Raw genomic sequence first — 24,041 nt, 5'->3', positions numbered from 1 at the left:
GAATACTCGGACATTCTGCTGGGAGATGGCCGTTGAAAGCCCTCGACGAACTGACCTTCGACAACCGCTTCGCCCGCCTGGGCGACGCCTTCTCGACCCACGTACTGCCCGAACCCCTCGACCACCCGCGGCTGGTGGCCGCCAGCCCTGGCGCCATGGCGCTGCTGGACCTGGACCCGGCCGTGGCCGAAACCCCGGTGTTCGCCGAACTGTTCGGCGGGCACAAGCTGTGGGCCGAGGCCGAGCCCCGGGCGATGGTCTATTCCGGGCATCAGTTCGGCTCCTACAACCCGCAATTGGGGGACGGCCGCGGGCTGCTGCTGGGCGAGGTCTACAACCAGGCGGGAGAACACTGGGACCTGCACCTGAAGGGCGCCGGCCAGACGCCCTATTCGCGCATGGGCGATGGCCGCGCGGTGCTGCGCTCGTCGATCCGCGAATTCCTTGCCTCCGAGGCCCTGCATGCCCTGGGCATTCCCAGCAGCCGCGCACTGTGCGTGATCGGCTCGGACACTCCGGTATGGCGCGAGAAGCAGGAGCGCGGGGCCATGGTCCTGCGCCTGGCACCGAGCCATATCCGCTTCGGCCATTTCGAGTATTTCTACTACACCAAGAAACCCGAGCAGCAGAAGCAGTTGGGGGAGCATGTACTGGCCCTGCATTTCCCCGAGTGCCAAGAGCTGCCTGAACCCTATCTGGCGATGTTTCGCGAGATCGTCGAGCGCAATGCCGAGCTGATTGCCAAATGGCAGGCCTATGGCTTCTGCCACGGGGTGATGAACACCGACAACATGTCGATCCTGGGCATCACCTTCGACTTCGGCCCCTTCGCCTTCCTCGACGATTTCGACGCCCACTTCATCTGCAACCACTCGGACGATCAGGGGCGCTACTCCTTCAGCAACCAGGTACCCATCGGCCAGTGGAACCTCAGCGCCCTGGCCCAGGCCCTGACCCCGTTCATCAGTGTCGAGGCGCTGCGCGAAAGCCTGGGCCTGTTCCTGCCGCTGTACCAGGCCCACTACCTGGACCTGATGCGCCGGCGCCTGGGCTTCACCCAGGCCGAGGACGACGACCAGAAGCTCGTGGAACGCCTGCTGCAACTGATGCAGAACAGCGGCGTCGACTACAGCCTGTTCTTCCGCCGGCTGGGGGAGCACGCCCCGGAGCAGGCGCTGGCACGGCTGCGGGACGACTTCGTCGACCGCAACGGCTTCGACGCCTGGGCCGGGCTGTACCGGGAACGGGTCGCCCGCGATCCGATCCAGGGCCAGGACCTGCGCCGCGAGCGCATGCACGCGGTCAACCCGCTGTACATCCTGCGCAACTATTTAGCGCAGAAAGCCATCGACGCCGCAGAAGCCGGGGATTACAGCGAAGTGCGCCGCCTGCATCAGGTGCTGAGCCGGCCTTTCGAGGAACAGCCCGGCATGGACAGCTACGCCGAACGCCCGCCGGAGTGGGGCAAGCACCTGGAAATCAGCTGTTCGTCCTGAGTCGGGCGAAGCTGTCCATCGATACCTTCAAGCCCTAGGCCAACCTGCGGACCTGCCGCAGGTTGAGCAGGCGCTTGCCGTCCAGCACTGGCTCAACCTGGGATTGCGCATGGACCCACCACTGACGGGCAGGGATAATGCGCGCCCTGATTTCCAGTACCTGCAAGGATGCACATGAACCTGTTCTTCACCCTGGCCACCCTCGCCCTTGCCGTCTTCAGCCTGGTGTCGGTCGTCATCTACCTGAGCCGCCGCGCCAAGTACCGCATGAACCTGCAGGACCTGCACCTGCACGGTAAGGCGCACCGCAGCATTACCCAGGCCGAACTGGACGAGCTGGCCAAACAGACCGCCAGCCTGCAACGCATCCAGGGCAGCGGCGGCATGTCCTACAAGCCGATCAGCGACAGCGTCTATCTGATTAGCGGCGGCACCGCGAGCGACGGGCTGGAACTGCAGGTCCAGTCGGTGAAACACATGTCGATCGCCGGTATTCCCGTGGAATTTCCCTTCCCGATGGAAAGCTTCCTGGCCGACAACAACCAGGCCGAAGTGGTGATCGCCAAGAAGTTCGCCGTGGTCATCGGCCTCAACGGACATCGCCTGGCCCAATGACGCACTGGCGGCCTGGCTGCCACCTTCACCGCTCGCCCATGCCCCGAGCCCTGCCACCATCGCTGCCCTGCAAGAGTCCGCCATGAAACGTCGCTACCTGCTGCTGTTGCCCCTGCTGCTGTCGCTGGCCGGATGCAAGGAAGACTTCGCCACCCTGCACTTCCAGGAGTCGGTGCGCTCCGACCCCAAGGCCGGCCCGCAATACTCCGACCAGTTGGTGCACGAGGCGTACAAACACAGCATTTACACCGCGCTCGGCGCCCAGGGCCTGGACCCGGACGCCATCGCCCTGGAGCGGGACCAGGAGGACGACAAGGTCATTCACCTGCGCCTGGTGGACTACTCCCTGAGCCCGGAACAACGGGGCAGCCTCAAGGCCATCCTCGAACAGGTCGTCAGCGCGCGAAATGCCAGCTCGATGAACCTGCGCCTGGAGCTGGACAACGCCCATGCCAAGGTCACCCCTTCCGGCACCAGCGACCTGCCGGACAACATCGACGCCACCCTGGCGTTCGAGCCGGAGTTCGGCATGCTGCTGGACCGCAGCTACGAAGACAGCATGCAGGCCATCGTCAACGCGAGCGAAATCGAAGGCCCGGTCAGTTGCAAGATCACCGCGCGCCTGGCCATGCCCAGGCCCTTGAAACTGATCGCCTACGAAGCCCTTGAACAGGACAACAGCGAGCGCGGCCTGATCTCCTTGCTGACCCGCGGCGGCAGCATTGCCAAGGTGCCAATCAAGGTACATTTCGATGACCCGGACCTGAACCGGCTCCTGCAGCACAAAACCGTCCAGGCCTGGCCATCCAGCTCGAAGATCACCCGGCCCGCCCCGGTGCCCCTTGACGAATTCGCCATCGTCATCGGCTCCATCGGCGTCCAGACCCTGACCTCGGCCCTAGCCTTCGACACCCGCAAGGACGAGCTGCAAGCGCTGTGCGACCAGAAGATGCAGGCCCTGGGCCGGCCGTTCACCTTTCACATGGGCCGGACCCTGGATCGCCTGACCAGCGTCGATTACCGCTAACAGCCACTATGCGACGAGGATTTCCATTGAACCGACGTCTCTCCACTGCCGCCCTGTTGCTGATGCTGCTGACCGGCTGCAAGCAGACCTACCTCACCCTGCATTTCCAGGAAGAAGTGGGCAACCCCCAGCAGGCCCGGATAGTGCCGTACTTCGCAGAGGCCATCACTCAGATGGCCGCCGGGATCGGCATCGAACCCGACGCCATCGGCCTGGAAATGGACCGCAAGGACGACAAGACCCTGCATATCAGCCTGGACAGCAGCGTGCCCGAACCCCAGCGCCAGCGCCTGCAAGCGCTGTTCAGCGAGATTGTCGAGGCACGCGCAGCCGGCACCTTCGAAGCCGTTCTGGAGATCGCCCCGCAAACCGGGAGATACACCACCCCCGAGTACCGCAAAAGGGCCATGGCCTTGCCGCGACGCTTCTCCCTGGCGCTGGAGCCGGTGAAATACGCCGACGTGCTGTTTCATTACTCGATGGAGGAGTTGATCAGCGGCAAGCTCGCGGCCACCGGCACGCCCAACGAGGCGTTCTGCCAATACCAGGCCACCCTCCAGGCGCCGGGCATGCCGTTCAGCCAGATGGGCAGCAAGGCCGGTAGCGGCACAGGGGATTACAACGTGTATCTGGAGTGGAAAGACGGCAAGCGCGAACCGGCGCAATACTTGTTCGGCAACATCACTTTCGCCAACCCCACGCTCAACCAGATGCTGTTCGACAACCGCATCCAGCTGTCCGCGATCAAGACCTCCTGGGGCACGCGAGCGGACCGCCGGGCCGACCGCGTCGGTTTCAGCGTCGGCTCCCTGGGCCTGCAGTACCACGAAGACGGGGAGATTTCCCCGTTGCAACACATCGGTTTCATGGGCAGGTGCGAGGGCATGGCCATGGCGCTGGGGCGGCCCTTTACCTTCTACATCGGCCGCTCCATGGACCGCCTGGTCAGCGTCGAACTGGCCCCGCCCAGCGCATGAGCCCTGGAGCCGCAACGGCTCCAGGCCGACCGCTGCGACTTGATATTGCCCCCGGGCGCCGCCATCTAAGGCGCTCTACCCTGTTTGCGGAGCCCGACCATGTCCGACCCACTGCTGATCCCCTGCCCGCACTGCAACGGCCTCAACCGCATTCCCGCCGAGCGCCTGGGGACCACCCCAAGTGCGGGCGCTGCAAGGCCGAGGTCTTGCTGAGCAAACCCTTTGACTTGAAACAGGGCGACTACGCCAGCCAGATCAAGGGCGACCTGCCGTTGCTGGTGGATGTATGGGCAGACTGGTGCGGGCCGTGCAAATCCTTTGCGCCGGTCTTCCAGCAAGCCGCCGCGCAGCTCAGCGGCAAGTGCCGCCTGGCCAAGCTGGACAGTGAAGCCAACCCGCAGCTGGCGGGGCAATTGGGGATTCGCTCGATCCCCAGCCTGATTCTGTTCAAGAACGGTCGGGAAGTAGCCCGGCAAAGCGGCGCCTTGCCACTGCCGCAATTGTTGAGCTGGCTGCGCAGCCAGGGGATTTGACGCAGCGCCAAGAGCCGCAGGCCAAACCCTGTGCTCATGGCCTCTTGAGGGTCAGGCGTTTTCCAGCAGGTTGTGCAGGTCGACGAATTGCTGGGTCAGCTTGTGTCGTGGGTCCAGGTGGATCAGCGGCATGCTGGCCTGGTGGGATTCACGCATGCGCACCGAGCTGCCCAGGTACACCGGCAGCACTGGCAGGCCCTCGCTGATCAGTTCGTCGAGCATCTGCTGCGGCAGGCTGGCCCGGGCCTGGAACTGATTGACCACGATGCCCTCGACCTCCAGCCCCTCGTTGTGGTCTTCCTTCAGCTCTTCGATCTCCGCCAGCAGGCCGTACAGGGCCTGGCGGGAAAAACTGTCGCAGTCGAAGGGGATCAGCACACGATCAGCGGCGATCAGCGCCGATACCGCGTAGAAATTCAGGGCCGGCGGGGTATCGAGGTAGATCCGGTCGTAATCCTCGGCCAGTTCGTCCAGCAATTTGCGCAGCTTGTTGATCTTGTGCTTGGCCTCAAGCTTGGGCTGCAGGTCCGCCAGCTCGGCGGTGGCCGTGATCACGTGCAGGTTGTCGAAGGGGGTCTCGTAGATATCCACCTGGTTTTTCTTGGCGAACGGTCCGGACGACAGGGTTTGCTTGAAAAAATCGGCAATGCCCATGGGAATGTCCTCGCCGGTCAGGCCGGTGAGGTACTGGGTCGAGTTGGCCTGGGCATCCAGGTCCACCAGCAAGGTGCGATAGCCCTCGCTGGCGCTGACCGCCGCCAGATTGCAGGCAATACTGGATTTGCCCACGCCACCTTTCTGATTGAACACCACACGCCGCATGTCTAGACCTCCCTGTATCAAAGATCACCGAGTGTAGTAGGCCACGCGGCCCCTTAGCTACCTTGCTGTCACACAGATTTTCCTTACCCGCAGCCCTGGCACAAACACCGGGCAATGTCGGCCCCGAGGCCGACCTGGGACTGAAAGACTTCAGATAGTGGCAAAAAGACACCTCGCATCGCGTCGGATTTTTCGCTTTTGCGACCAACAGGCCAAGGAGCATTTGCTACAAGCCAGTCGCACCGGGATAATGCGCGCCACTGACGCCTTCGCGTCACTCAGGCCAATCGCCGATCGAAGCGATATGCCGCGTCAAGGAAGCCCGCAGGGGCGGGATGAAATCAAGTGATCAAGTTCAACATCGCTCAATGGCGTGCGTGGGCCCCTGGGCTCGAAAGCGTGGACGCCTGGCAGGCCTGGAGCCGTCAACCGGCCCTGCCTGAAAACAGCGATGCCGCCCCCGATGTGTCCTTTCTCCCCGCCATGCAGCGACGCCGTCTCAGCCGCCTGGCGCGCATGGCGTTCAGCGTCGGCTGGCCCCTGGCCGAGGGCCTGGAACAACTGCCGCTGGTGTTCATCTCCCGGCATGGCGAAACCCCGCGCACCTTCGAGATTCTCAGCGACCTGGCCGCCGAGCAACCGTTGTCGCCCACCCAGTTCAGCCTCTCGGTACACAACGCAGTGATCGGCCTGTGGTCGATCATGCGCGGCGAAACCAGCGAAATGACGGCCCTGGCCGCTGCCGGCGATGGCCTTGAGCATGGCCTGCTGGAGGCGGCCACGCTGCTGGCCGACGGCGCCCCCCATGTACTGCTGGTGATCACCGAGGAACAACCGCCCGAGGCCTATGCCAGCTGGATCGACGACGTGCCGTTTCCCTATGCCCTGGGCCTGCTGCTGACCCCCGGCGACGACTGGCAGTTGTCCCTGGGCAGCCATGACGGTCAAACGCCCAGGGCCCAATGGCCCCACGCCCTGAATCTGCTGCGTACCCTGCTGGGCGCGCAGACCTTTTGCCAACATGCCTGGATGAATCGTGTATGGACCTGGCAACGCAACCACTGAGCGCCAAGGGCCGCAATGCCTACTACTGGCGCCTGACGGCCACGGCGCTGAGCTTTGCACTGTTCGGAATAGGTGGTTTGTGCCTGCGCCTGGTGATTTTCCCCCTGCTCGCCTGCCTGCCCGGCGACGCCCAGCGCCAGCGCCAGCGGGCGCGCAAGACCGTCAGCCGGCTGTTCTGGCTGTTTATCCGCTTCATGGCCAGGAGCGGCGTGCTCACCTATGAGGTCCAGGGCGCCGAGCGGCTCGGGCGACCGGGGCAGATGATCATCGCCAACCACCCCTCGCTGATCGACGTGGTGTTCCTCATCGGCCTGGTCCGCGACGCCAACTGCGTGGTGAAGCAGAGCCTGTGGAACAACCCCTTCACCCGCGGCCCGGTGCGCGCCACCCAGTACATCAGCAACGACGGCAGCATGGACATGCTCGACAGTGCCTGCGGGGCGCTGCAAGCAGGCCAGACCCTGATCGTCTTTCCCGAGGGCACCCGCACCCAGCCGGGTGCCGCTCCGGCCTTTCATCGGGGAGCGGCGGCCATTGCCCTGCGCGGTGCGAAGATCATCACCCCGGTGGTGATCCGGGTCAGCCCCAGCACCCTGACCAAGGCCGAACCCTGGTACCGCATCCCGCAACGCCGTGTGCACTTCAGTTTTCACGTCGGTGCCGATATAGACCCACAGACCTTTGCAGCCCAGGGCCCGGCGCCCCAGGCTTCGCGCAAGCTCAATGAGCACTTGCACCATTTTTTCATTAAGGAGCTCGCCAGAGATGAGCGATACACACCCGGACCTGATGCTTGAAATCAAACTGCTGATCATCGACGCCCTGGGCCTCGAAGACATCAGTGCCCAGGACATCGGCAACGACCAGACGCTGTTCGGCGAAGGCCTCGGCCTGGACTCGGTGGATGCCCTGGAGCTGGGCCTGGCGATCCAGAAGAAGTACGGCATCAAGATCGACGCCGACGCCAAGGACACCCGCAACCACTTCAGCAACGTGGCGAGCCTTGCGGCGTTCGTCACTGCAAAACAGGCAGCTTGAGAACCGACCATGCAAACCCGTGACGATATCTTCAACACCCTGCGCGATGCCCTGGTCGAGCTCTTCGAACTGGAGCCCGAGCGCGTCAGCCTCGAGTCCAACCTGTACGAAGACCTGGAAATCGACAGCATCGATGCGGTCGACCTGATCGACCACATCAAGCGCCAGACCGGCAAGAAAATCGCCGCCGAGGAATTCAAGTCGGTGCGCACCGTCAACGACGTGGTCGAGGCGGTCTACCGTCTGGTCCAGCCGGCCGCATGAGCCGGCTGATCGGCCTGGGCTTGTTGCTGGCCGGCCTGCTCTACCCCTTCGCGGTGTACTTCGGCATGGAGCATTTCGCTCCGTGGCAGTTCGGCCTGCTGATGGGCGGCCTGTGGCTGGCCCGGGCGCTGACCGGCGAACGCCGCCCCGGCAGCCTGTGGATGGCCATTGCGGCGATCGCGTTCTGCCTGCTGCTGGCCTGGTTCGACAACCCGGCGCTGCTGCGCTGGTACCCGGTGCTGATCAGCGCCTTCATGCTCGGCCTGTTCGGCCTGAGCCTGAAATACGGCCCCCCGGTGGCAGAGCGCCTGGCCCGCATCAGCGAGCCGCAATTGCCGGAAAAGGCCATACGTTATACGCGCCAGGTGACCGTCGCCTGGAGCGTGTTTTTCCTCTGTAACGGAATGCTCGCCGCGGCCCTGACCCTGTGGGCGCCGCTGAGCTGGTGGACGTTGTACAACGGCCTGATCGCCTACGGGCTGATGGGCCTGCTGTTTGCCATTGAATGGCTGTTACGACAACGGGTAAGAGGCCGTAGATGAACTGGATTCCCCTTGAGCAGCTGTTGCTCAAGCTACATACGCCGCGAGCGGTCAGCGCCGCGCCGGCCATCGACCTGGGGGCCGTGCAGGAACAGGCCCTGAGCCTGGCCGCTGCCCTGCAAGCCCGTGGCGTACGGCGCCTGGCGGTGCACCTGGAAGACGCCGTGGAACTGGCGGTGGCCCTGCTCGGCGCCTGGCGTGCCGGGGCCAGCGTGCTGCTGCCCGCTGACCTGCAAGCCCAGACCCGCCAGCGCTGGTCGAGCGAAGTCGACCTGTGGCTGACCGACCAGGACACGCCCCTGCACCAGTTGCAGGCCAGCCCCCTGGCCCCGGCCGTGCTGGACCTGGACACCTGCCAGTTGAGCCTGTGCACCTCCGGCTCCAGCGGCGAACCCAAGCGCATCGAGAAGAACCTGCGGCAACTGGCCAACGAGGTCGTCGCCCTGGAACACCTGTGGGGCGCCGACCTGGGCCAGGCCTGGATCATCGGCAGCGTCGCCACCCAGCACATCTACGGCCTGCTGTTCCGCGTGCTCTGGCCACTGTGCGCCGGGCGGCCTTTTGTACGCCGCCAGCTGCCATTTCCCGAAGACCTGCAACGGGCCAGCCGCGAGTGCCCGGCGTTTGCCTGGGTGGCGAGCCCGGCCCTGCTCAAGCGCATGGGCGACAACCTCGACTGGCCGGCCCTGAGCCAGGTACGGCGGGTATTTTCCTCCGGCGGCGCCTTGCCCGCCGAAGCGGCCAACGGCCTGCACCAGCGCCTGCAGCAATGGCCGACGGAAATCCTCGGCAGCTCGGAAACCGGCGGCATCGCCTGGCGCCAGGGGCCAGGCCTGTGGCAGCCCTTCGCCGATGTACGGCTGAGCCAGGATGCCGACGGCGCGCTGTTGATCGCCTCGCCCTACCTGCCGGCCGGGCATGTGGAACACACGGCCGACGCCGCGCGGATCGCCGCCGACGGGCGCTTCGAACTGCTGGGGCGCCTGGATCGCATCGTCAAGCTGGAAGAAAAACGCATTTCCCTGCCCATGCTTGAGCAGGCCCTGGCCAGCCACGAATGGGTGGCGGAAGCGCGACTCGGGGTGATCGAAGACAACCGCGCCTACCTCGGCGCCCTGCTGGTGCTCAGCGAGCCCGGCCTGCATGCCCTGCGCAACCAGGGCCGGCGCCACCTGACCCAGGCCCTGCGCCAGCACCTGGCCGGGCATTGCGAAGCCCTGGCCCAGCCCCGGCGCTGGCGTCTGGTGCGGCAACTGCCGCTGAACAGCCAGGGCAAGCTGCCCCAGGCGCAAGTCCAGGCCCTGCTGCTGGCTCCACGCCCGCAAGCCCCGGAAGTGCTGGAGCAACGGCAGCACGAGGAGGAGTGGCAGCTGCAACTGGCCATTCCGCCGGACCTGGCGTACTTCAGCGGGCACTTCCCCCAGACCCCGGTGCTGCCGGGGGTGGTGCAGGTGGACTGGGCCCTGGCCCTGGGCCAGCAACTGCTGGAGCTGCCGGGCCGCTTCGCCGGCATGGAAGTGCTGAAGTTCCAGCAACTGGTACGCCCCGGCGACCGCATCCAGCTGAACCTGCGTTTCGATGCCCAGCGCCAGAAACTGTATTTCGCCTACCTCAATGACGGGGCTCCCTGCTCCAGCGGGCGGATCGTCCTGGAGGCCAGCTGTGGATAAGTTGTACGGCGTCGCGCCCGGGATTCCCTGGCAAGCCAGCGCCTACGCTGAAGGGGCCCGCTGCCATGCATAAGCCTTGCGCGGTGATACCGGTCTACAACCATGAAACCGCCGTGCCGGCGGTGGTCGAGGCGCTCCTGGCCCGCGGCCTGCCCTGTGTCCTGGTGGACGACGCCAGCAGCCCCCAATGCGCGGCGGTGCTGGAGCAGCTGGCCGGCCTCGACCAGGTGTTCCTGATCCGCCTGGCGATCAACCAGGGCAAGGGCGGCGCGGTCATGGCCGGCCTGCGCGAAGCCGCGCAGCTGGGCTTCAGCCATGCCCTGCAAGTCGATGCCGATGGCCAGCACGACCTCACGGATGTGGATAACTTCATCCAGCACTCCCAGGCCCACCCTGAGGCGCTGGTCTGCGGTTATCCACAGTACGACGCCAGCGTGCCCAAGGGGCGCCTGTATGCCCGCTACCTGACCCACGTGTGGGTCTGGATCAACAGCCTGTCACTGCAGATTCCCGATTCCATGTGCGGCTTCCGGGTCTACCCCTTGCCACCGACCCTGGCCCTGCTGGACTCGGTGCAACTGGGCCGGCGCATGGACTTCGATCCGGAGATCCTGGTGCGCCTGGCCTGGCGCAACCAGCCCATGCGCTGGCTGCCGACCCGGGTCCACTATCCCCAGGACGGCCTCTCGCACTTTCGCCTGTTCCATGACAACGCGCTGATCTCGAAGATGCACGCCAAGCTGTTCTTCGGCATGTTGGCGCGCCTGCCGCTGATCCTCTGGCGCCGGTGGCGTCCATGAGCCAGGAGCAACCCAAGGAGCCCGGCAACGAACACTGGGCCGGCCATCAGGAGCGCGGCAGCTTCTGGCTGATGAAGCTCACCGCCCTGGGCGTGCGGGTGCTGGGGCGCCGGCTGCTGAGCCCGGTGCTGTACGCCATCGTGTTCTACTTCTTCCTGTTCGGCCGCCGGGCCCGACGCAGCATCTGGCAGTACCAGCAGCACCTGGCCCAATGGAGCGGGCGCGACGAGTTGCGCCCCGGCCACTGGCGGGTGTTCGGCCAGTTCATGGCCTTTGCCGATGCCCTGCTGGACAAGCTCGACGTGTGGAACGGCAAACTGCGCATCGAACAGATCGAGATCGTCGACCCGGCGCAACTGCGCCACCAACTGCGCGGCGAACGCGGGCAGATGCTGGTGGGCGCGCACCTGGGCAACCTGGAAGTCTGCCGGGCCCTGGCCGAGCTGGGGGAGCAGGTGACCATGAATGTGCTGGTGCACACCAAGCACGCCGAACGCTTCAACCGCCTGCTGGGCGAAGCCGGGGCCAGCAACCTGCGGCTGATCCAGGTCAGCGAGCTGGACCCGGCGATCATGCTGCAACTGAGCCAGCGCCTGGATCGCGGCGAATGGCTGGCGATTGCCGGGGACCGCGTGCCGCTGCACGGCGGGCGCAACGTGCGGGTGGATTTCCTCGGCCACCCGGCCGCCTTCCCCCAGGGCCCCTGGCTGCTGGCCGGGCTGCTCAAGTGCCCGGTCAACCTGCTGCTGTGCCTGAAACAGCAAGGCCGCTACCAGGTGATCCTCGAGCCCTTCGCCGACGCCGTGCAGTGGAAACGCAATGACCGCCAGCAGGTGATCGCCCAGTGGACCGCCCGCTACGCCGAGCGCCTGGGCCAGTACTGCCTGCAAGCCCCGCAACAATGGTTCAACTTTTACCCATTCTGGAAGACCGATGACGACCTCGACCCATGAGCCGGTAACCTTCGGCGAACACCCCCTGCGCATCGAAGACGTGCTGGCCCTGGCCAACCGCCAGGTGCCGACGCGCCTGCAAGGCGACGACGCCTGGCGCCAGCGGATCGCCAAGGGCGCGCAGTTCCTCGATTCCCTGCTGGACAAGGAAGGGGTGATCTACGGCGTGACTACCGGCTACGGCGACTCTTGCGTGGTGGCGGTGCCGCTGCAGCATGTCGAGGCGCTGCCGCGCCATCTGTACACCTTCCACGGTTGCGGCCTGGGCAAGCTGCTGGACGCCCAAGCTACCCGCGCGGTGCTGGCGGCGCGCTTGCAGTCGCTGTGCCACGGGGTTTCCGGGGTCCGCGTGGAACTGCTGGAGCGCCTGCAGGCCTTCCTCGACCAGGACATCCTGCCGCTGATCCCGGAAGAGGGATCGGTGGGCGCCAGCGGCGACCTGACGCCGCTGTCCTACGTGGCGGCCACCCTTTCCGGGGAACGCGAGGTGATGTTCCGCGGCGAGCGGCGTGAGTCCGCCGACGTGCACCGCGAGCTGGGCTGGGAACCGCTGGTGCTGCGGCCCAAGGAAGCCCTGGCGCTGATGAACGGCACCGCGGTAATGACCGGGCTGGCCTGCCTGGCCTTTGCCCGGGCCGACTACCTGCTGCGCCTGGCGACCCGCATCACCGCCCTCAACGTGGTGGCCCTGCAGGGCAATCCGGAACATTTCGACGAACGCCTGTTCGCCGCCAAGCCGCACCCGGGGCAGATGCAAGTGGCCGCCTGGCTGCGCCAGGACCTGGCGATCGACGCGCCGACCGCGCCCCTGCATCGCCTGCAGGACCGCTACTCGCTGCGCTGCGCCCCCCATGTGCTGGGGGTGCTGGCCGACAGCCTGAACTGGCTACGCGGTTTCATCGAGACCGAGCTCAACAGCGCCAACGACAACCCCATCATCGACGCCGAGGCCGAGCGCGTGCTGCACGGCGGGCACTTCTATGGCGGGCACATCGCCTTCGCCATGGACAGCCTGAAGAACCTGGTGGCCAACGTCGCCGACCTGCTGGACCGGCAGTTGGCCCTGCTGGTGGACGTGCGCTACAACCACGGCCTGCCGAGCAACCTTTCCGGCGCCAGCGCCGAGCGCGCCATGCTCAACCACGGCTTCAAGGCGGTGCAGATCGGCGCCAGCGCCTGGACCGCCGAGGCCCTGAAAAACACCATGCCGGCCAGCGTGTTCTCGCGCTCCACCGAGTGCCACAACCAGGACAAGGTGAGCATGGGCACCATCGCCGCCCGGGACGCGATCCGCGTGCTGGAGCTCACCGAACAAGTGGCCGCCGCCACCTTGCTGGCGGCCAACCAGGGGGTCTGGCTGCGCAGCCAGGAAGCCGATACCCGGCCTTTGCCACCAGCCCTGGATGCCATGCACCGGCAACTGGCCGAGGACTTCGCACCGGTGATCGAAGACCGCGCCCTTGAGCACGAACTGCGCCTGTGCCTGCAACGCATCGCCGAACAACACTGGAGGCTGCATGCGTAGCAAGGGAGTGATCCACGCCGACACCCAGATCCAGGTGCCCTTCTTCGACGTCGACACCATGCACGTCGTCTGGCACGGGCATTACGTCAAATACCTGGAGGTCGCCCGCTGCGCCCTGCTGGACAAGCTCGGCCACAACTACCAGCAGATGCTCGAATCCGGCTACGCCTGGCCGGTGATCGACCTGCAACTGCGCTACGTGCGCGGTGCGGTGTTCGGCCAGACCCTGAACGTGCGCGCCAGCCTGGTGGAGTGGGAAAGCCGGCTGAAGATCAATTACCTGATCACCGACCAGGCCACGGGCGAGCGCATGACCCGCGCCAGCTCGGTGCAGGTGGCCGTGGAGATCGCCAGCCGGGAAATGCAACTGGCCTCGCCCAAGGTCTTCACCGATGCCGTCGCGAGGGCCTTGCCATGAAGGTAGGAGCGAGCTTGCTCGCCAAGAGGGTCGGTCTGCCTGCCAGCTGCATGAGGCTGCGTACCGTGGTGCGGCGGTTCGCGAGCAAGCTCGCGCCCACGCTCTTGGTGCTCTGGTGTGTGCCGGGGCTGGCCCAGGCCTTCGACCTGCAACAGTTGAGCGATCAACTGTCGCGGCCGGAGGTAATCCACGGTCGTTTCATCCAGGAAAAACACCTGCGGGCCCTGCCCCAGCCATTGACCAGCAAGGGTCACTTCGTGCTGGCGAAAAACCATGGCCTGCTGTGGCTGCTGCAGACCCCGTTGCAACAGGACTACCGCATCACTGCCCAGGGCATCGCCCGGCGCGATGGCGGCGGCTGGCAGATGCTTCCCGGCAAGAGTGCCGGGGCCGAGCAGAACCGCCTGTTTCTCGCTGTGCTGCAAGGCGACAGCAGCGGCCTGCAGCGGGACTTCGAACTCAAGCTGCAAGGCAGCGCGCAGAACTGGCAGTTGCAACTGATCCCCCGTTCCCTGCTGCTCAAACAAATCTTCAACCAGATCAACATCGACGGCGGCGAGCTGGTGCAACGCATCGAACTGCTGGAAGCCCAGGGCGACCGCACCTTGCTGATCATGCAGGACAGCAGCAGCGCCCAGCCGCTCAGTGAAACGGAGCAACATGACTTTGCCGAGTGAACGCTGGCTGCCGCGGTTTTTCCTGATTCTGCTGACCCTGGTCCTGGCCCTCGGTGCCTGGCAATGGCGCCATGGCGCACCGCTGTCGGCCAACCTCATGGAACTGGTACCCGGCACCGCCCCGGATGCCCTGGAGCAACAGGCCGAGCAACGCATGCAGGAACCGCTGAACCGGGAAATCCTGGTGCTGGTGGGGCATGCCGAACGTCAGCAGGCAGTGGCCATGGCCCGGCAATTGGCCGAGCAATGGCAGGCCAGCGGGTTGTTCGAGAAGGTCCAGTGGAACCTCCAGGCCGACCTGCCGGCGCTGCGCCAGCAACTGTTGCAGGGCCGCCTGGCGATGCTCGGGGCCAAGGATCGCGAGCAACTGGCCCAGCAGCCCCAGGCGTTTATCCAGCAACGGGTGCAGAGCCTGTTCGACCCGTTCGGCGGCTTTACCCTGGTGCCCAGCCAGGATGACTGGCTGGGCCTGACCGGACGCATCCAGAACAGCCAGCCGCAACATGGCGCGGTGCAGCTGGACATCGGCAGCGGCGCCCTGGTGGCCGAGGCAGACGGCCAGCACTGGGTATTGCTGCGGGCCCGCACCGGCGGCAACGCCTTCGACATGCAACTGCCTCTGCAAGTGGCTGACCTGCTGCGCCACAGCCGTGAGCAGGCCAGCCAGCAACAGGTACAACTGTTAGCCGCCAGCGGTTTGCTGTACGCCGCCAACGGCCAGCAACAGGCCACCCGGGAAATCACCTGGGTCGGCGGCGGCGCCACCCTGGGCATCCTTTTGCTGTTGCTGCTGGCCTTCCGCCGCTGGCGCGCCCTGCTGGCCTTCGTCCCGGTGCTGGTGGGCATGCTGTTTGGCGCCGTGGCCTGCGTGGCGCTGTTTGGCCGCATGCACGTCATGACCCTGGTGCTGGGGTCGAGCCTGATCGGCGTGGCCGTCGACTACCCCCTGCACTACCTGTCCAAGAGCTGGAGCCTGAAACCCTGGCGCAGCTGGCCGGCCCTGCGCCTGACCCTGCCGGGGCTGAGCCTGAGCCTGGCCACCAGTTGCATCGGCTACCTGGCCCTGGCCTGGACCCCGTTCCCGGCCCTGACCCAGATCGCCGTCTTCTCCGCCGCCGGCCTGGTGGGCGCCTACCTGGCGGCGGTGTGCCTGCTGCCGGCACTGCTCAAGGGGGTGCAACTGCGCCCGGCGCAATGGCCGCTGCAAGTGGCCCAAGCCCTGCTGCAGGCCCGCGCGGCCTTGCTCAAGCGAGTGCCCAGCCCGGTGCTGCTGGTATTGCTGGCGCTGTTCTGCGCCGCCGGCCTGTGGCAGCTCGAGAGCAAGAACGACATCCGCCAATGGGTCGGTGCACCGCCGCAGTTGCTGCAGGAAGCCCAGGCCATTGCGCGGATCACCGGCTATCAGCCCACCAGCCAGTTCTTCCTGGTGCGCGCCACCGATCAGCAGCAACTGCTGGAGCGCCTGGAGGCCCTGGACCTGCGCCTGCAACAGCTGGTGAACCTGGGCAAGCTCAAGGGCTACCTGTCGCTGAACCAGTTGCTCAGCCAACCGACCGAACAACAGCAGGTGCGCGAAGCCCTCAAGCAGCTGCCGCGTTTCTGGCAGCCGCTGCTGGACCTGGGGGTGCCCCTGGCCGCCCTGCAAGCGGAGCTGGAACAGCTGCAGCAATTGCCGGTGGAAGACCTCGACGCCGCGCTTTCCGGGCCGCTGGCCGAGCCCTATCGCCCGCTGTGGCTGGGAGCCAACGCCAACGGCGTGGCCGCCATGGTCAGCCTGCAGGGGCTGAACGACGCCGCCCTGCTGCGAATCCAGGCCGATGATCTGCCAGGGGTGCAACTGGTGGACCGCCTGGGTGAGCTGAACCGGGTATTCGCCGCCACCCAGGTCAGCGCCGCCGAACTCAAGCTGGCCTCCTGCGTGCTGATCGTCCTGCTGCTGATCCTGCCCTTCGGCCTCGGCGGCGCCTTGCGCCTGGTGGCCCTGCCCCTGCTGGCAGCCCTGTGCAGCCTGGCCAGCCTCGGCTGGCTGGGCCAGCCCCTGACCCTGTTCAGCCTGTTCGGCCTACTGCTGGTGACGGCCATCAGCGTCGACTACGCGATCCTCATGCGCGAGCAGATCGGCGGCGCCGCGGTGAGCCTGCTGGGCACGCTGCTGGCGGCCCTGACCACCTGGCTGTCGTTCGGCCTGCTGGCCATTTCCAGCACCCCGGCGGTGAGCAACTTCGGTCTGGCGGTCAGCCTGGGGCTGGCCTTCAGCTTCATCCTCGCGCCCTGGGCCGGCCACAGGCCGCACCCGGCGCCCGACGCAGAGCGTGCAGCATGCTGACCCTGCTGTTCTGGCTACTGGCCCTGGCGCTGTTTGCCCTGGCCACCCACATCGGCCGACGCCTGGGCCTGATCCCGATTGTCAGCCAGCTGCTGCTGGCGACCTTCGGCCTGCCGCTGCTGATGCTGCTGTGGATCGAACCGCACTGGCAGCTAAGTGGTGCGCAGCTGGTTTCGCCGCAGTGGCTCAAGCATCTGTACAGCCTGAGCTTTGCCTTGCTGCTGGGGCATATCCTCAGTGACGTGATCGACCTGCGCCTGGACCGTCAGAGCCTGAAGATCGCCGTGCCGAGCTTCGGCATTCCCTTCGCCTGCGGCCTGGCCACCGTCTTCTGGCTGCTGCCGGCGCAACCCTGGATCAGCTCCCTGGCGGTCGGCCTGCTGTTCGCCATCACCGCGATCCCGGTGCTCTACCTGTACCTGCGGCACATCCAGTACCCGCCCGCCGCCACCCGGCGCCTGGTGCAGACCGCGATCCTCATCGACCTGGCCTGCTGGAGCCTGTTCGCCCTGGCCCAGGGTAGCCTGCACCTGAGCAGCCTGCTGCTGCCCCTGGCCGGCGCCTGCCTGCCCCTGGTGCTGCGCGGCCTGGGCCTGCGCCAGCCGCTGCTCTACAGCCTGGGCTTTTTCGGCCTGCTGGTGGTGGCCGAGCACTACCGGCTCAATGCGCTGATCTTCGGCATCGGCTACCTGCTGTGCATGGCCGCCCTCAAGCTGGCGCTGGTGCTGCCGTTACAGGCTGCCTGGATGAACCGCTTGCAGACCTACATCGCCATCCCGCTGATCCTGACCTTCGGCATCGTGCAGATCGATGTGCACAGCGCCATGGGCAGCCTCGGCTGGGTGCAACTGGCGGCCCTGCTGCTGTTGCCGATTGCCAGCAAGCTGCTGGGCAACTGGCTGGGCCTGGGCTGGGCAGGCGCTTCCTTTACCGGCGCCAGCCGCTGGCGGGAAAGCCTGCTGCTGAACATTCGCGGCTTGAGCGAGATCGTCTTTCTCAACCTGCTGCTGCAACAACAGTTGATCAGCCCGGCGCTGTACTTCGCGCTGATGCTCATGGGCCTGATCGCCACCCTGCTGCCGGCCCTGGCCGGAATGCACCGAACTCCCCAGGCGGCGCCCCACGCTGCCCCCTTGAACCTGAACATCGCCAAACCGGCAAGGAGCCCCAGTGCCAACAGTTGAAATGGAACGTCGCCAAGTCGTGGTGATCGGTGCCGGCCCCTCGGGGGCCATCGCGGCCGCGCTACTCAAGCGCCAGGGCCACGACGTGCTGATCGTCGAGCGGCAACATTTCCCGCGTTTCTCCATCGGTGAAAGCCTGCTCTCCCACTGCCTGGATTTCGTCGAGGAAGCCGGGATGCTGGAGGCCGTGCAAGCCGCCGGCTTCCAGCTCAAGAACGGCGCGGCCTTCGCCTGGGGCGAGCACTACAGCACCTTCGATTTCGGCGACACCTTCAGCAATGGCAAGCCCACCACCTTCCAGGTGCAGCGCGCCGACTTCGACAAGCTGCTGGCCGACCAGGCCGCCCTGCAAGGGGTGGAGATCCGCTACGGCGAAGAGATTGTCGCGGTGGAAGTGGAGCGGCCCTTGCCGCAACTCGACTGCCGCCGTGAAGACGGCAGCCAGTACCGCATCGAAGCCGACTTCATCCTCGACGCCAGCGGCTACGGCCGAGTCCTGCCACGCCTGCTGGAACTGGAAGCACCGTCGAACTTTCCGGTACGCCGAGCGGTGTTCACTCATGTCGAAGACCGCATCGACTGCGAGCACTTCGACCGCAACAAGATCCTCATCACCACCCACCCCGAGCACCGCGACATCTGGTTCTGGAGCATCCCCTTCAGCAACGGCCGCTGCTCGGTAGGGGTGGTGGCCGCCCAAGAGCATTTCGCCGGGCGCGATGGCGACCTGGACGCCTGCCTGCGGGGCTTCATCAGCGAAACCCCGAGCCTGGCCAAGGTGCTGCAATACGCCGAGTGGGACACCCCGGCACGGACCATCGGCGGCTACTCGGCCAACGTCAGCACCCTGCATGGCCCGGGCTTCGCCCTGCTGGGCAACGCCGCGGAATTCCTCGACCCGGTGTTCTCTTCCGGGGTGACCATCGCCATGCGTTCCGCGAGCATGGCCGCCGCCGTGTTGCACCGGCAGTTGCAGGGCCAGGGCGTCGACTGGGCGACGGAGTTCGCCGAACCGCTGAAACGCGGCGTGGACACCTTCCGCTGCTACGTCGAGGGCTGGTACGCCGGTACTTTCCAGGACGTGATCTACCATCCGGGCAGTTCCCCGGAAATCCGCCGCATGATCAGCTCGATCCTCGCCGGTTATGCCTGGGATGAACGCAACCCTTTCGTCAGCGAGCCCAAGCGCCGGCTCAAGGCCCTCTCGGAAGTCTGTGCGAGGGACCGCGCATGAGTGAGCAAACCAGCCAGTACCTGAGTGACAGCTACGTCGAGGAAACCCGCTTCGGCTTCTGGTTCCTGCGCAGCCACACCTGGCAGCACCATGTGCTGCGGGTGGCGATCAATGACCTGCGCTCGCTGTTCGATGGCGAGCTGCCCCGGCATCCGGTGTTGCTGGACGCCGGTTGCGGCCAGGGCAAGTCGTTCCAGTACCTGCGCCAGGTGTTCGCCCCGCAGCGCCTGATCGGCCTGGACGCCGACCCCCACAGCCTCAAGCTCAGCGCCGAGGAAGCCCGGCGCCAGCAGATGCAGGTGGAGTTGATCGGCAGCGACTGCGCGACCCTGGAACTGGCCGACGCCAGCGTCGACCTGCTGTTCTGCCACCAGACCTTCCACCACCTGGTGGAACAGGAAAAAGCCCTGGCCGAGTTCTACCGGGTGCTCAAGCCCGGGGGTTACCTGCTGTTTGCCGAATCCACCGAGGCCTATATCGACACCTGGGTGATCCGCTGGCTGTTCCGCCATCCGATGCATGTGCAGAAAAGCGCCGCCCAGTACCTGCAGATGATTCGTCAGCAGGGCTTTGAATTCGGCCCGCAGAACGTGTCTTATCCCTACCTGTGGTGGAGTCGCGCCAAGGACTTCGGCCTGCTGGAGCGCTTCGGCCTGCGCCAGCCGCCGCCGGTGGGCCAGCGCGAGGAAACCCTGGTCAATGTGGTGGCCCGCAAGCCGCTCGCTCCCCCTGTTGCCGAGGAAGGTCCGTCCGAATGATCCGTGCCCTGCTGCTCGGTTGTGTCCTGTTGCTGAGCGCTTGCGTCAGTCAGGCTCCGCTGCCCGAGCGCACGCCCTCGCTGGTGCTGCCGTTGCAGCTCCACGTACAGCGCCAGCTTCAGGACCAGCGCCAGGACTGGCTGCTGGTGATCCAGGCCGAAGGCCCGGACCTGCGCTGGTCGCTGATGGACCCGCTGGGCATTCCCCAGGCCCGTCAGCGCCTGGTGGGCGGACACTGGCAGGCCGACGGCCTGCTGCCACCCAACCCGGAGGCCCGGGAGATGTTCGCGGCCCTGCTGTTCGCCCTGACGCCTGTGGCCGAACTGCAGGCCAATTATCCGCACGCCCGGCAACAGGGCGCCCAACGTACCCTCGGCCCGCGCTGGCGAGTCGACTATCAACACGCTCTGGATTTCACCTTGAACCTGCCCCAAGGCCCGCACTACCACATCACGGCTCTGAGCACCGAGGCCACGCCATGACGGCTTACCTCAACGCCCTCGGGGTGATCTGCGCCCTGGGCCGCAATCGCCAGGAAGTCGCCCGCAGCCTGTTTGCCGGCGACTGTTCGGGCATGCGCGACGAAAGCCACTGGGTGCCCGAGCGCACCTTGCCGGTGGCGGCAGTGCGCAGCCCGCTGGCGGGCATGCCGGCGGGCCTCGAAGCCCAGAACAGCCGCAACAACCAGCTGTTGCTGGAGGCCACCCGGCAGATCGAAGGCGACATCCAGCAGGCCATCCAGCGCTACGGCCATGGCCGCATCGGCATCGTCCTGGGCACCAGCACGTCGGGCATCGACGAAGCCAGCCGGGGCATCGCCCGTTACCTGCAGGACCGGCAATTCCCGGCGGGCTACGACTACCGTCAGCAGGAGCTCAGCGCGCCGGCGAACTTCCTCGCCCAATGGCTGCAACTCTGCGGCCCGGCCTATGTGATTTCCACCGCCTGTACCTCCAGCGCCCGGGCCCTGATCAGTGCCCGGCGCCTGCTCGATCTGGGCCTGTGCGACGCCGTGCTGTGCGGCGGGGTCGACAGCCTGTGCAAGCTGACCCTCAATGGTTTCACAGCCCTGGAGGCGGTCTCCGGGCAACGCTGCAACCCCTTTTCCCGCAACCGCGACGGGATCAACATCGGTGAAGCGGCGGTGCTGTTCCTCATGAGCCGGGAGCCTGCCGGCGACGCCCCTGTTGCCCTGCTGGGCGGTGGCGCCAGCTCCGACGCCTACCATATTTCCGCCCCGGCCCCCGATGGCCGCGGCGCCCTGCAGGCCATGAGCCAGGCCTTGCGCAGCGCCGGCCTGCAGCCACAGCAGATCGGCTACCTGAACCTGCACGGCACCGCCACCCAGCACAACGACGCGATGGAAAGCCTGGCCGTGGCCCAGCTGTTCCCCGAAGGCGTGCCCTGCTCTTCGACCAAACCCATGAGCGGCCATACCCTGGGGGCCGCCGGGGCCCTGGAGGCGGCGTTCTGCTGGCTGGCCCTGAGTACCGACAACCCCGGCCTGGCGCTGCCGCCCCATGTCTGGGATGCCCAGGCCGACCCGGCCTTGCCGCCACTGCGCTGGGTCACCCCGGACGATCGCCTGGCCCCCCACGCACCGCGCCGCCTGATGAGCAATTCCTTCGCCTTCGGCGGCAACAACGTCAGCCTGATTATCGGAGACGCCCCATGATTGACTGGCCGCTCGCAGAGTTGCTGCCCCACGCCGGGGACATGATCCTCATCGATCAGGTCCTGGCCTTTGATGAAGAACAGATCCGCACCCGCCTCGAAGTTCGCCCCGGTGGCCTGTTCAACCGCCCCGACGGCAGCCTGCCGGCCTGGGTCGGCGTCGAGCTGATGGCCCAGAGCGTGGCCGCCTACGCCGGTTGCCGCGCCCGCCAGCAAGGCTTGCCGGTGGAGCTGGGCTTTCTTCTGGGCACCCGCAAATTCGAATGCAATGTCGAGCACTTCCCCCTCGGCAGCACCCTGGAAATCCATGCCCTGCGCTCTCTGGAAGACGACAACGGCATGGGCGTGTTCGAGTGCCACCTCAGTGGCCCCGGCATCACCGCCAGCGCGCGCCTGAACGTGTTCCGTCCGCCCCAGGCCGCCGACTACCTGCATGAAACACCTGCCTCTTCTACAGGAACACCGTCATGACTGACTCCGTACTGGTCACCGGCTCCAGCCGTGGCATCGGCCGTGCCATCGCCCTGCGTCTGGCCCGGGCCGGGTATGACCTGGTGCTGCACTGCCGCAGCGGCCGCACCGAAGCCGAAGCCGTCAGGGGCGAAGTCCAGGCCCTGGGCCGCAGCGCCCGCGTCCTGCAATTCGATGTATCGGACCGGGAGGCCTGCCGGGCTGCCCTGGAGGCCGATGTCGAAGCCCATGGCGCCTATTACGGCGTGGTGCTCAACGCCGGCCTGACCCGCGACGGCGCCTTCCCGGCCCTCAGCGAAGAGGACTGGGACCAGGTGCTGCGCACCAACCTCGACGGTTTCTACAATGTCCTGCACCCGGTGATGATGCCCATGATCCGCCGCCGCGCAGCCGGGCGCATCGTCTGCATCACCTCGGTCTCGGGGCTGATCGGCAACCGTGGCCAGGTCAACTACAGCGCCTCCAAGGCCGGCGTGATCGGCGCCGCCAAGGCCCTGGCCATCGAGCTGGGCAAGCGCAAGATCACCGTCAACTGCGTGGCCCCGGGGCTGATCGACACCGCCATGCTGGATGAAAACGTGCCGGTGGAAGAACTGCTGAAAATGATTCCCGCGCAGCGCATGGGCACCCCGGAAGAGGTGGCCGGCGCGGTGAATTTCCTGATGTCCGCCGAAGCGTCCTACATCACTCGCCAGGTGCTGTCGGTGAACGGGGGCCTGTGCTGATGAAACGTGTGGTCGTCACCGGCATGGCCGGCATCACCTCCCTGGGCAGCGACTGGGCCAGCATCGCCGAGCGCTTTGCCGCCAACCGCAGCGGCATCCGGCGCATGGACGAGTGGGACAGGTTCAGCGAACTCAACACCCGCCTGGCCGGCCCCATCGATGACTTCCAGGTGCCCGGGCACTGGACCCGCAAGCAGCTGCGCAGCATGGGCCGGGTTTCGCGCCTGGCCGTGGGCGCCGCCGAGCAGGCCCTGGCCGACGCTGGGCTGCTGGGCGACCCGTCGATCAAGGACGGGCGCATGGGCGTGGCCTGTGGTTCTTCCACCGGCAGCACCGACGAGATCAAGGCCTTCGGCAACATGCTGCTCAACTCGGTGGCCGAGGGGCTCAACGCCAACTCCTACGTGCGCATGATGCCCCACACCACCGCCGCCAATATCAGCATCTTCTTCGGCCTGACCGGGCGCCTGATCCCTACCTCCAGCGCCTGCACCAGCGGTAGCCAGGGCATCGGCTACGCCTATGAGGCGATCAAGTTCGGCCGCCTGCCGCTGATGCTCGCCGGCGGCGCCGAGGAACTGTGCCCCACCGAAGCCATGGTGTTCGACGCGCTGTATGCCACCAGCCTGAAGAACGATGCGCCGCACACCAGCCCGCGCCCCTACGACAGCGGCCGTGACGGCCTGGTGATCGGCGAAGGTGGCGGCATGCTGGTGCTCGAGGAGCTGGAGCACGCCCTGGCCCGTGGCGCGCGCATCCACGCGGAAATCGTCGGCTTCGGCAGCAACGCCGACGGCCAGCACACCACCCGCCCCGAACAGAGCACCATGCGCCGGGCCATGGAGCTGGCGCTGGAGGATGGGGCCCTGGCCCCGGAGGCCATCGGCTACGTCAACGGCCATGGCACCGCCACCGAGCAGGGCGACATCGCCGAGACCCTGGCCACCAGCAGCCTGTTCGGCAGCCGCATGCCCATCAGTTCGCAGAAGAGTTTCCTCGGCCACACCCTGGGCGCCTGCGGCGCACTGGAATCCTGGTTCAGCATCGAGATGCTCAACCGCGACCTCTATGTGCACACCTGCAACCTGGATCAGGTCGATCCCCGCTGCGGCGAGCTGGACTACCTGCAGGGAGGCTTTCGCGCCATGAGCCACGAATACGTGATGAACAACAACTTTGCCTTTGGCGGCGTCAACACCTCGTTGGTCTTCCGCCGCTGGTCCTGATGCCTCACCTCACTGGAGAAA

The 24,041-nt window shown here is 66.3% G+C and carries 25 protein-coding genes and 1 pseudogene; 25 read left to right on the top strand and 1 reads right to left on the bottom strand.

What is annotated here, in order from left to right:
* The first annotated feature begins 32 nt into the window (after positions 1-32).
* From selO to trxC, 5 genes and pseudogenes are all read left to right on the top strand, one after another.
* The gene (selO, locus tag KI242_RS02500) at positions 33-1,496 is read left to right on the top strand and encodes a protein adenylyltransferase SelO (protein ID WP_015633892.1); all 1,464 of its coding nucleotides are present in this window, start codon (positions 33-35) and stop codon (positions 1,494-1,496) included.
* Between the two features lie 174 nt (positions 1,497-1,670).
* Positions 1,671-2,111 carry an IgaA/UmoB family intracellular growth attenuator gene (locus tag KI242_RS02495; protein WP_015633891.1) on the top strand — a complete coding sequence of 147 codons (441 nt, stop codon included), beginning with the start codon at positions 1,671-1,673 and terminating at the stop codon, positions 2,109-2,111.
* A gap of 82 nt (positions 2,112-2,193) precedes the next feature.
* Positions 2,194-3,138, top strand: a complete 945-nt coding sequence (locus KI242_RS02490; RefSeq protein WP_152685896.1) for a hypothetical protein — start codon at positions 2,194-2,196, stop codon at positions 3,136-3,138.
* Positions 3,139-3,164: 26 nt separating this feature from the next.
* The gene (locus KI242_RS02485) at positions 3,165-4,115 is read left to right on the top strand and encodes a hypothetical protein (RefSeq protein ID WP_227454118.1); all 951 of its coding nucleotides are present in this window, start codon (positions 3,165-3,167) and stop codon (positions 4,113-4,115) included.
* A 99-nt stretch (positions 4,116-4,214) separates the two neighbouring features.
* Positions 4,215-4,648: pseudogene (gene trxC, locus KI242_RS02480) on the top strand (thioredoxin TrxC).
* A gap of 51 nt (positions 4,649-4,699) precedes the next feature.
* Here the strand turns inward: trxC and KI242_RS02475 are convergent.
* A complete protein-coding gene (locus tag KI242_RS02475) occupies positions 4,700-5,470 on the bottom strand; it encodes a ParA family protein (protein ID WP_011058854.1) in 771 nt (256 codons plus the stop codon).
* A 345-nt stretch (positions 5,471-5,815) separates the two neighbouring features.
* Between KI242_RS02475 and KI242_RS02470 the strand changes: the two genes are divergently transcribed.
* From KI242_RS02470 to KI242_RS02375, 20 genes are all read left to right on the top strand, one after another.
* Positions 5,816-6,535, top strand: coding sequence for a beta-ketoacyl synthase chain length factor (locus KI242_RS02470; RefSeq protein ID WP_011058853.1), 720 nt, complete (start codon positions 5,816-5,818; stop codon positions 6,533-6,535).
* Complete coding sequence (locus KI242_RS02465; protein WP_011058852.1) at positions 6,511-7,332, top strand: lysophospholipid acyltransferase family protein; 822 nt, start codon at positions 6,511-6,513, stop codon at positions 7,330-7,332. The genes KI242_RS02470 and KI242_RS02465 overlap by 25 nt, the downstream gene beginning before the upstream one ends.
* On the top strand, positions 7,301-7,573 hold the full coding sequence (locus KI242_RS02460) for a phosphopantetheine-binding protein (RefSeq protein WP_011058851.1): 273 nt from the start codon (positions 7,301-7,303) through the stop codon (positions 7,571-7,573). The genes KI242_RS02465 and KI242_RS02460 overlap by 32 nt, the downstream gene beginning before the upstream one ends.
* Before the next feature lie 9 nt (positions 7,574-7,582).
* Positions 7,583-7,837 carry an acyl carrier protein gene (locus tag KI242_RS02455; RefSeq protein WP_011058850.1) on the top strand — a complete coding sequence of 85 codons (255 nt, stop codon included), beginning with the start codon at positions 7,583-7,585 and terminating at the stop codon, positions 7,835-7,837.
* Positions 7,834-8,379, top strand: a complete 546-nt coding sequence (locus KI242_RS02450; RefSeq protein ID WP_123473070.1) for a hypothetical protein — start codon at positions 7,834-7,836, stop codon at positions 8,377-8,379. Before KI242_RS02455 ends, KI242_RS02450 begins: the two co-directional genes overlap by 4 nt.
* Positions 8,376-10,049, top strand: coding sequence for an AMP-binding protein (locus tag KI242_RS02445; RefSeq protein WP_212805880.1), 1,674 nt, complete (start codon positions 8,376-8,378; stop codon positions 10,047-10,049). The genes KI242_RS02450 and KI242_RS02445 overlap by 4 nt, the downstream gene beginning before the upstream one ends.
* Before the next feature lie 65 nt (positions 10,050-10,114).
* Positions 10,115-10,849, top strand: a complete 735-nt coding sequence (locus KI242_RS02440; protein ID WP_015633886.1) for a glycosyltransferase family 2 protein — start codon at positions 10,115-10,117, stop codon at positions 10,847-10,849.
* Positions 10,846-11,802, top strand: a complete 957-nt coding sequence (locus tag KI242_RS02435) for a glycosyl transferase (protein ID WP_123473072.1) — start codon at positions 10,846-10,848, stop codon at positions 11,800-11,802. The genes KI242_RS02440 and KI242_RS02435 overlap by 4 nt, the downstream gene beginning before the upstream one ends.
* On the top strand, positions 11,783-13,327 hold the full coding sequence (locus KI242_RS02430) for an aromatic amino acid ammonia-lyase (protein ID WP_212805879.1): 1,545 nt from the start codon (positions 11,783-11,785) through the stop codon (positions 13,325-13,327). The genes KI242_RS02435 and KI242_RS02430 overlap by 20 nt, the downstream gene beginning before the upstream one ends.
* A complete protein-coding gene (locus tag KI242_RS02425) occupies positions 13,320-13,745 on the top strand; it encodes an acyl-CoA thioesterase (RefSeq protein ID WP_011058845.1) in 426 nt (141 codons plus the stop codon). Before KI242_RS02430 ends, KI242_RS02425 begins: the two co-directional genes overlap by 8 nt.
* Positions 13,746-13,795: 50 nt before the next feature.
* On the top strand, positions 13,796-14,422 hold the full coding sequence (locus KI242_RS02420; protein ID WP_227454117.1) for an outer membrane lipoprotein carrier protein LolA: 627 nt from the start codon (positions 13,796-13,798) through the stop codon (positions 14,420-14,422).
* On the top strand, positions 14,406-16,748 hold the full coding sequence (locus KI242_RS02415; protein WP_152685894.1) for an MMPL family transporter: 2,343 nt from the start codon (positions 14,406-14,408) through the stop codon (positions 16,746-16,748). The genes KI242_RS02420 and KI242_RS02415 overlap by 17 nt, the downstream gene beginning before the upstream one ends.
* Positions 16,742-17,932 carry a sodium:proton antiporter gene (locus KI242_RS02410; protein WP_212805878.1) on the top strand — a complete coding sequence of 397 codons (1,191 nt, stop codon included), beginning with the start codon at positions 16,742-16,744 and terminating at the stop codon, positions 17,930-17,932. The genes KI242_RS02415 and KI242_RS02410 overlap by 7 nt, the downstream gene beginning before the upstream one ends.
* A complete protein-coding gene (locus KI242_RS02405; RefSeq protein ID WP_015633880.1) occupies positions 17,919-19,166 on the top strand; it encodes an NAD(P)/FAD-dependent oxidoreductase in 1,248 nt (415 codons plus the stop codon). Before KI242_RS02410 ends, KI242_RS02405 begins: the two co-directional genes overlap by 14 nt.
* On the top strand, positions 19,163-19,924 hold the full coding sequence (locus tag KI242_RS02400) for a class I SAM-dependent methyltransferase (protein WP_019095190.1): 762 nt from the start codon (positions 19,163-19,165) through the stop codon (positions 19,922-19,924). Before KI242_RS02405 ends, KI242_RS02400 begins: the two co-directional genes overlap by 4 nt.
* Positions 19,921-20,406: a DUF3261 domain-containing protein gene (locus KI242_RS02395; protein ID WP_212805877.1), complete on the top strand. Its 486-nt coding sequence runs from the start codon at positions 19,921-19,923 to the stop codon at positions 20,404-20,406. The genes KI242_RS02400 and KI242_RS02395 overlap by 4 nt, the downstream gene beginning before the upstream one ends.
* A complete protein-coding gene (locus KI242_RS02390) occupies positions 20,403-21,599 on the top strand; it encodes a beta-ketoacyl-[acyl-carrier-protein] synthase family protein (protein ID WP_077933235.1) in 1,197 nt (398 codons plus the stop codon). Before KI242_RS02395 ends, KI242_RS02390 begins: the two co-directional genes overlap by 4 nt.
* Positions 21,596-22,069: a hotdog family protein gene (locus KI242_RS02385; protein WP_011058837.1), complete on the top strand. Its 474-nt coding sequence runs from the start codon at positions 21,596-21,598 to the stop codon at positions 22,067-22,069. Before KI242_RS02390 ends, KI242_RS02385 begins: the two co-directional genes overlap by 4 nt.
* Positions 22,066-22,794: a 3-oxoacyl-ACP reductase FabG gene (gene fabG / locus KI242_RS02380; protein WP_011058836.1), complete on the top strand. Its 729-nt coding sequence runs from the start codon at positions 22,066-22,068 to the stop codon at positions 22,792-22,794. Before KI242_RS02385 ends, fabG begins: the two co-directional genes overlap by 4 nt.
* Positions 22,794-24,020, top strand: a complete 1,227-nt coding sequence (locus KI242_RS02375) for a beta-ketoacyl-ACP synthase (RefSeq protein ID WP_123473075.1) — start codon at positions 22,794-22,796, stop codon at positions 24,018-24,020. Before fabG ends, KI242_RS02375 begins: the two co-directional genes overlap by 1 nt.
* Positions 24,021-24,041: the final 21 nt, after the last annotated feature.

The sequence above is a fragment of the Pseudomonas sp. Eqa60 genome (assembly GCF_018326405.1).
Taxonomy (GTDB): Bacteria; Pseudomonadota; Gammaproteobacteria; order Pseudomonadales; family Pseudomonadaceae; genus Aquipseudomonas; species Aquipseudomonas protegens.
This window is presented reverse-complemented; position numbering and strand designations above follow the sequence as displayed.

Excerpts from the sequence above, each read along its gene's own strand:
- KI242_RS02490 (WP_152685896.1), top strand. The coding sequence starts at position 2,194 with ATGAAACGTCGCTACCTGCTGCTGTTGCCCCTGCTGCTGTCGCTGGCC.
- KI242_RS02475 (WP_011058854.1), bottom strand. The coding sequence starts at position 5,470 with ATGCGGCGTGTGGTGTTCAATCAGAAAGGTGGCGTGGGCAAATCCAGT.
- KI242_RS02440 (WP_015633886.1), top strand. The coding sequence starts at position 10,115 with ATGCATAAGCCTTGCGCGGTGATACCGGTCTACAACCATGAAACCGCC.
- KI242_RS02395 (WP_212805877.1), top strand. The coding sequence starts at position 19,921 with ATGATCCGTGCCCTGCTGCTCGGTTGTGTCCTGTTGCTGAGCGCTTGC.
- KI242_RS02445 (WP_212805880.1), top strand. The coding sequence starts at position 8,376 with ATGAACTGGATTCCCCTTGAGCAGCTGTTGCTCAAGCTACATACGCCG.
- KI242_RS02385 (WP_011058837.1), top strand. The coding sequence starts at position 21,596 with ATGATTGACTGGCCGCTCGCAGAGTTGCTGCCCCACGCCGGGGACATG.
- KI242_RS02455 (WP_011058850.1), top strand. The coding sequence starts at position 7,583 with ATGCAAACCCGTGACGATATCTTCAACACCCTGCGCGATGCCCTGGTC.
- KI242_RS02410 (WP_212805878.1), top strand. The coding sequence starts at position 16,742 with ATGCTGACCCTGCTGTTCTGGCTACTGGCCCTGGCGCTGTTTGCCCTG.
- KI242_RS02465 (WP_011058852.1), top strand. The coding sequence starts at position 6,511 with ATGGACCTGGCAACGCAACCACTGAGCGCCAAGGGCCGCAATGCCTAC.
- KI242_RS02495 (WP_015633891.1), top strand. The coding sequence starts at position 1,671 with ATGAACCTGTTCTTCACCCTGGCCACCCTCGCCCTTGCCGTCTTCAGC.
- KI242_RS02400 (WP_019095190.1), top strand. The coding sequence starts at position 19,163 with ATGAGTGAGCAAACCAGCCAGTACCTGAGTGACAGCTACGTCGAGGAA.
- KI242_RS02425 (WP_011058845.1), top strand. The coding sequence starts at position 13,320 with ATGCGTAGCAAGGGAGTGATCCACGCCGACACCCAGATCCAGGTGCCC.
- KI242_RS02460 (WP_011058851.1), top strand. The coding sequence starts at position 7,301 with ATGAGCGATACACACCCGGACCTGATGCTTGAAATCAAACTGCTGATC.
- KI242_RS02435 (WP_123473072.1), top strand. The coding sequence starts at position 10,846 with ATGAGCCAGGAGCAACCCAAGGAGCCCGGCAACGAACACTGGGCCGGC.
- fabG (WP_011058836.1), top strand. The coding sequence starts at position 22,066 with ATGACTGACTCCGTACTGGTCACCGGCTCCAGCCGTGGCATCGGCCGT.
- KI242_RS02375 (WP_123473075.1), top strand. The coding sequence starts at position 22,794 with ATGAAACGTGTGGTCGTCACCGGCATGGCCGGCATCACCTCCCTGGGC.
- KI242_RS02420 (WP_227454117.1), top strand. The coding sequence starts at position 13,796 with ATGAGGCTGCGTACCGTGGTGCGGCGGTTCGCGAGCAAGCTCGCGCCC.
- KI242_RS02450 (WP_123473070.1), top strand. The coding sequence starts at position 7,834 with ATGAGCCGGCTGATCGGCCTGGGCTTGTTGCTGGCCGGCCTGCTCTAC.
- KI242_RS02390 (WP_077933235.1), top strand. The coding sequence starts at position 20,403 with ATGACGGCTTACCTCAACGCCCTCGGGGTGATCTGCGCCCTGGGCCGC.
- KI242_RS02430 (WP_212805879.1), top strand. The coding sequence starts at position 11,783 with ATGACGACCTCGACCCATGAGCCGGTAACCTTCGGCGAACACCCCCTG.
- KI242_RS02415 (WP_152685894.1), top strand. The coding sequence starts at position 14,406 with ATGACTTTGCCGAGTGAACGCTGGCTGCCGCGGTTTTTCCTGATTCTG.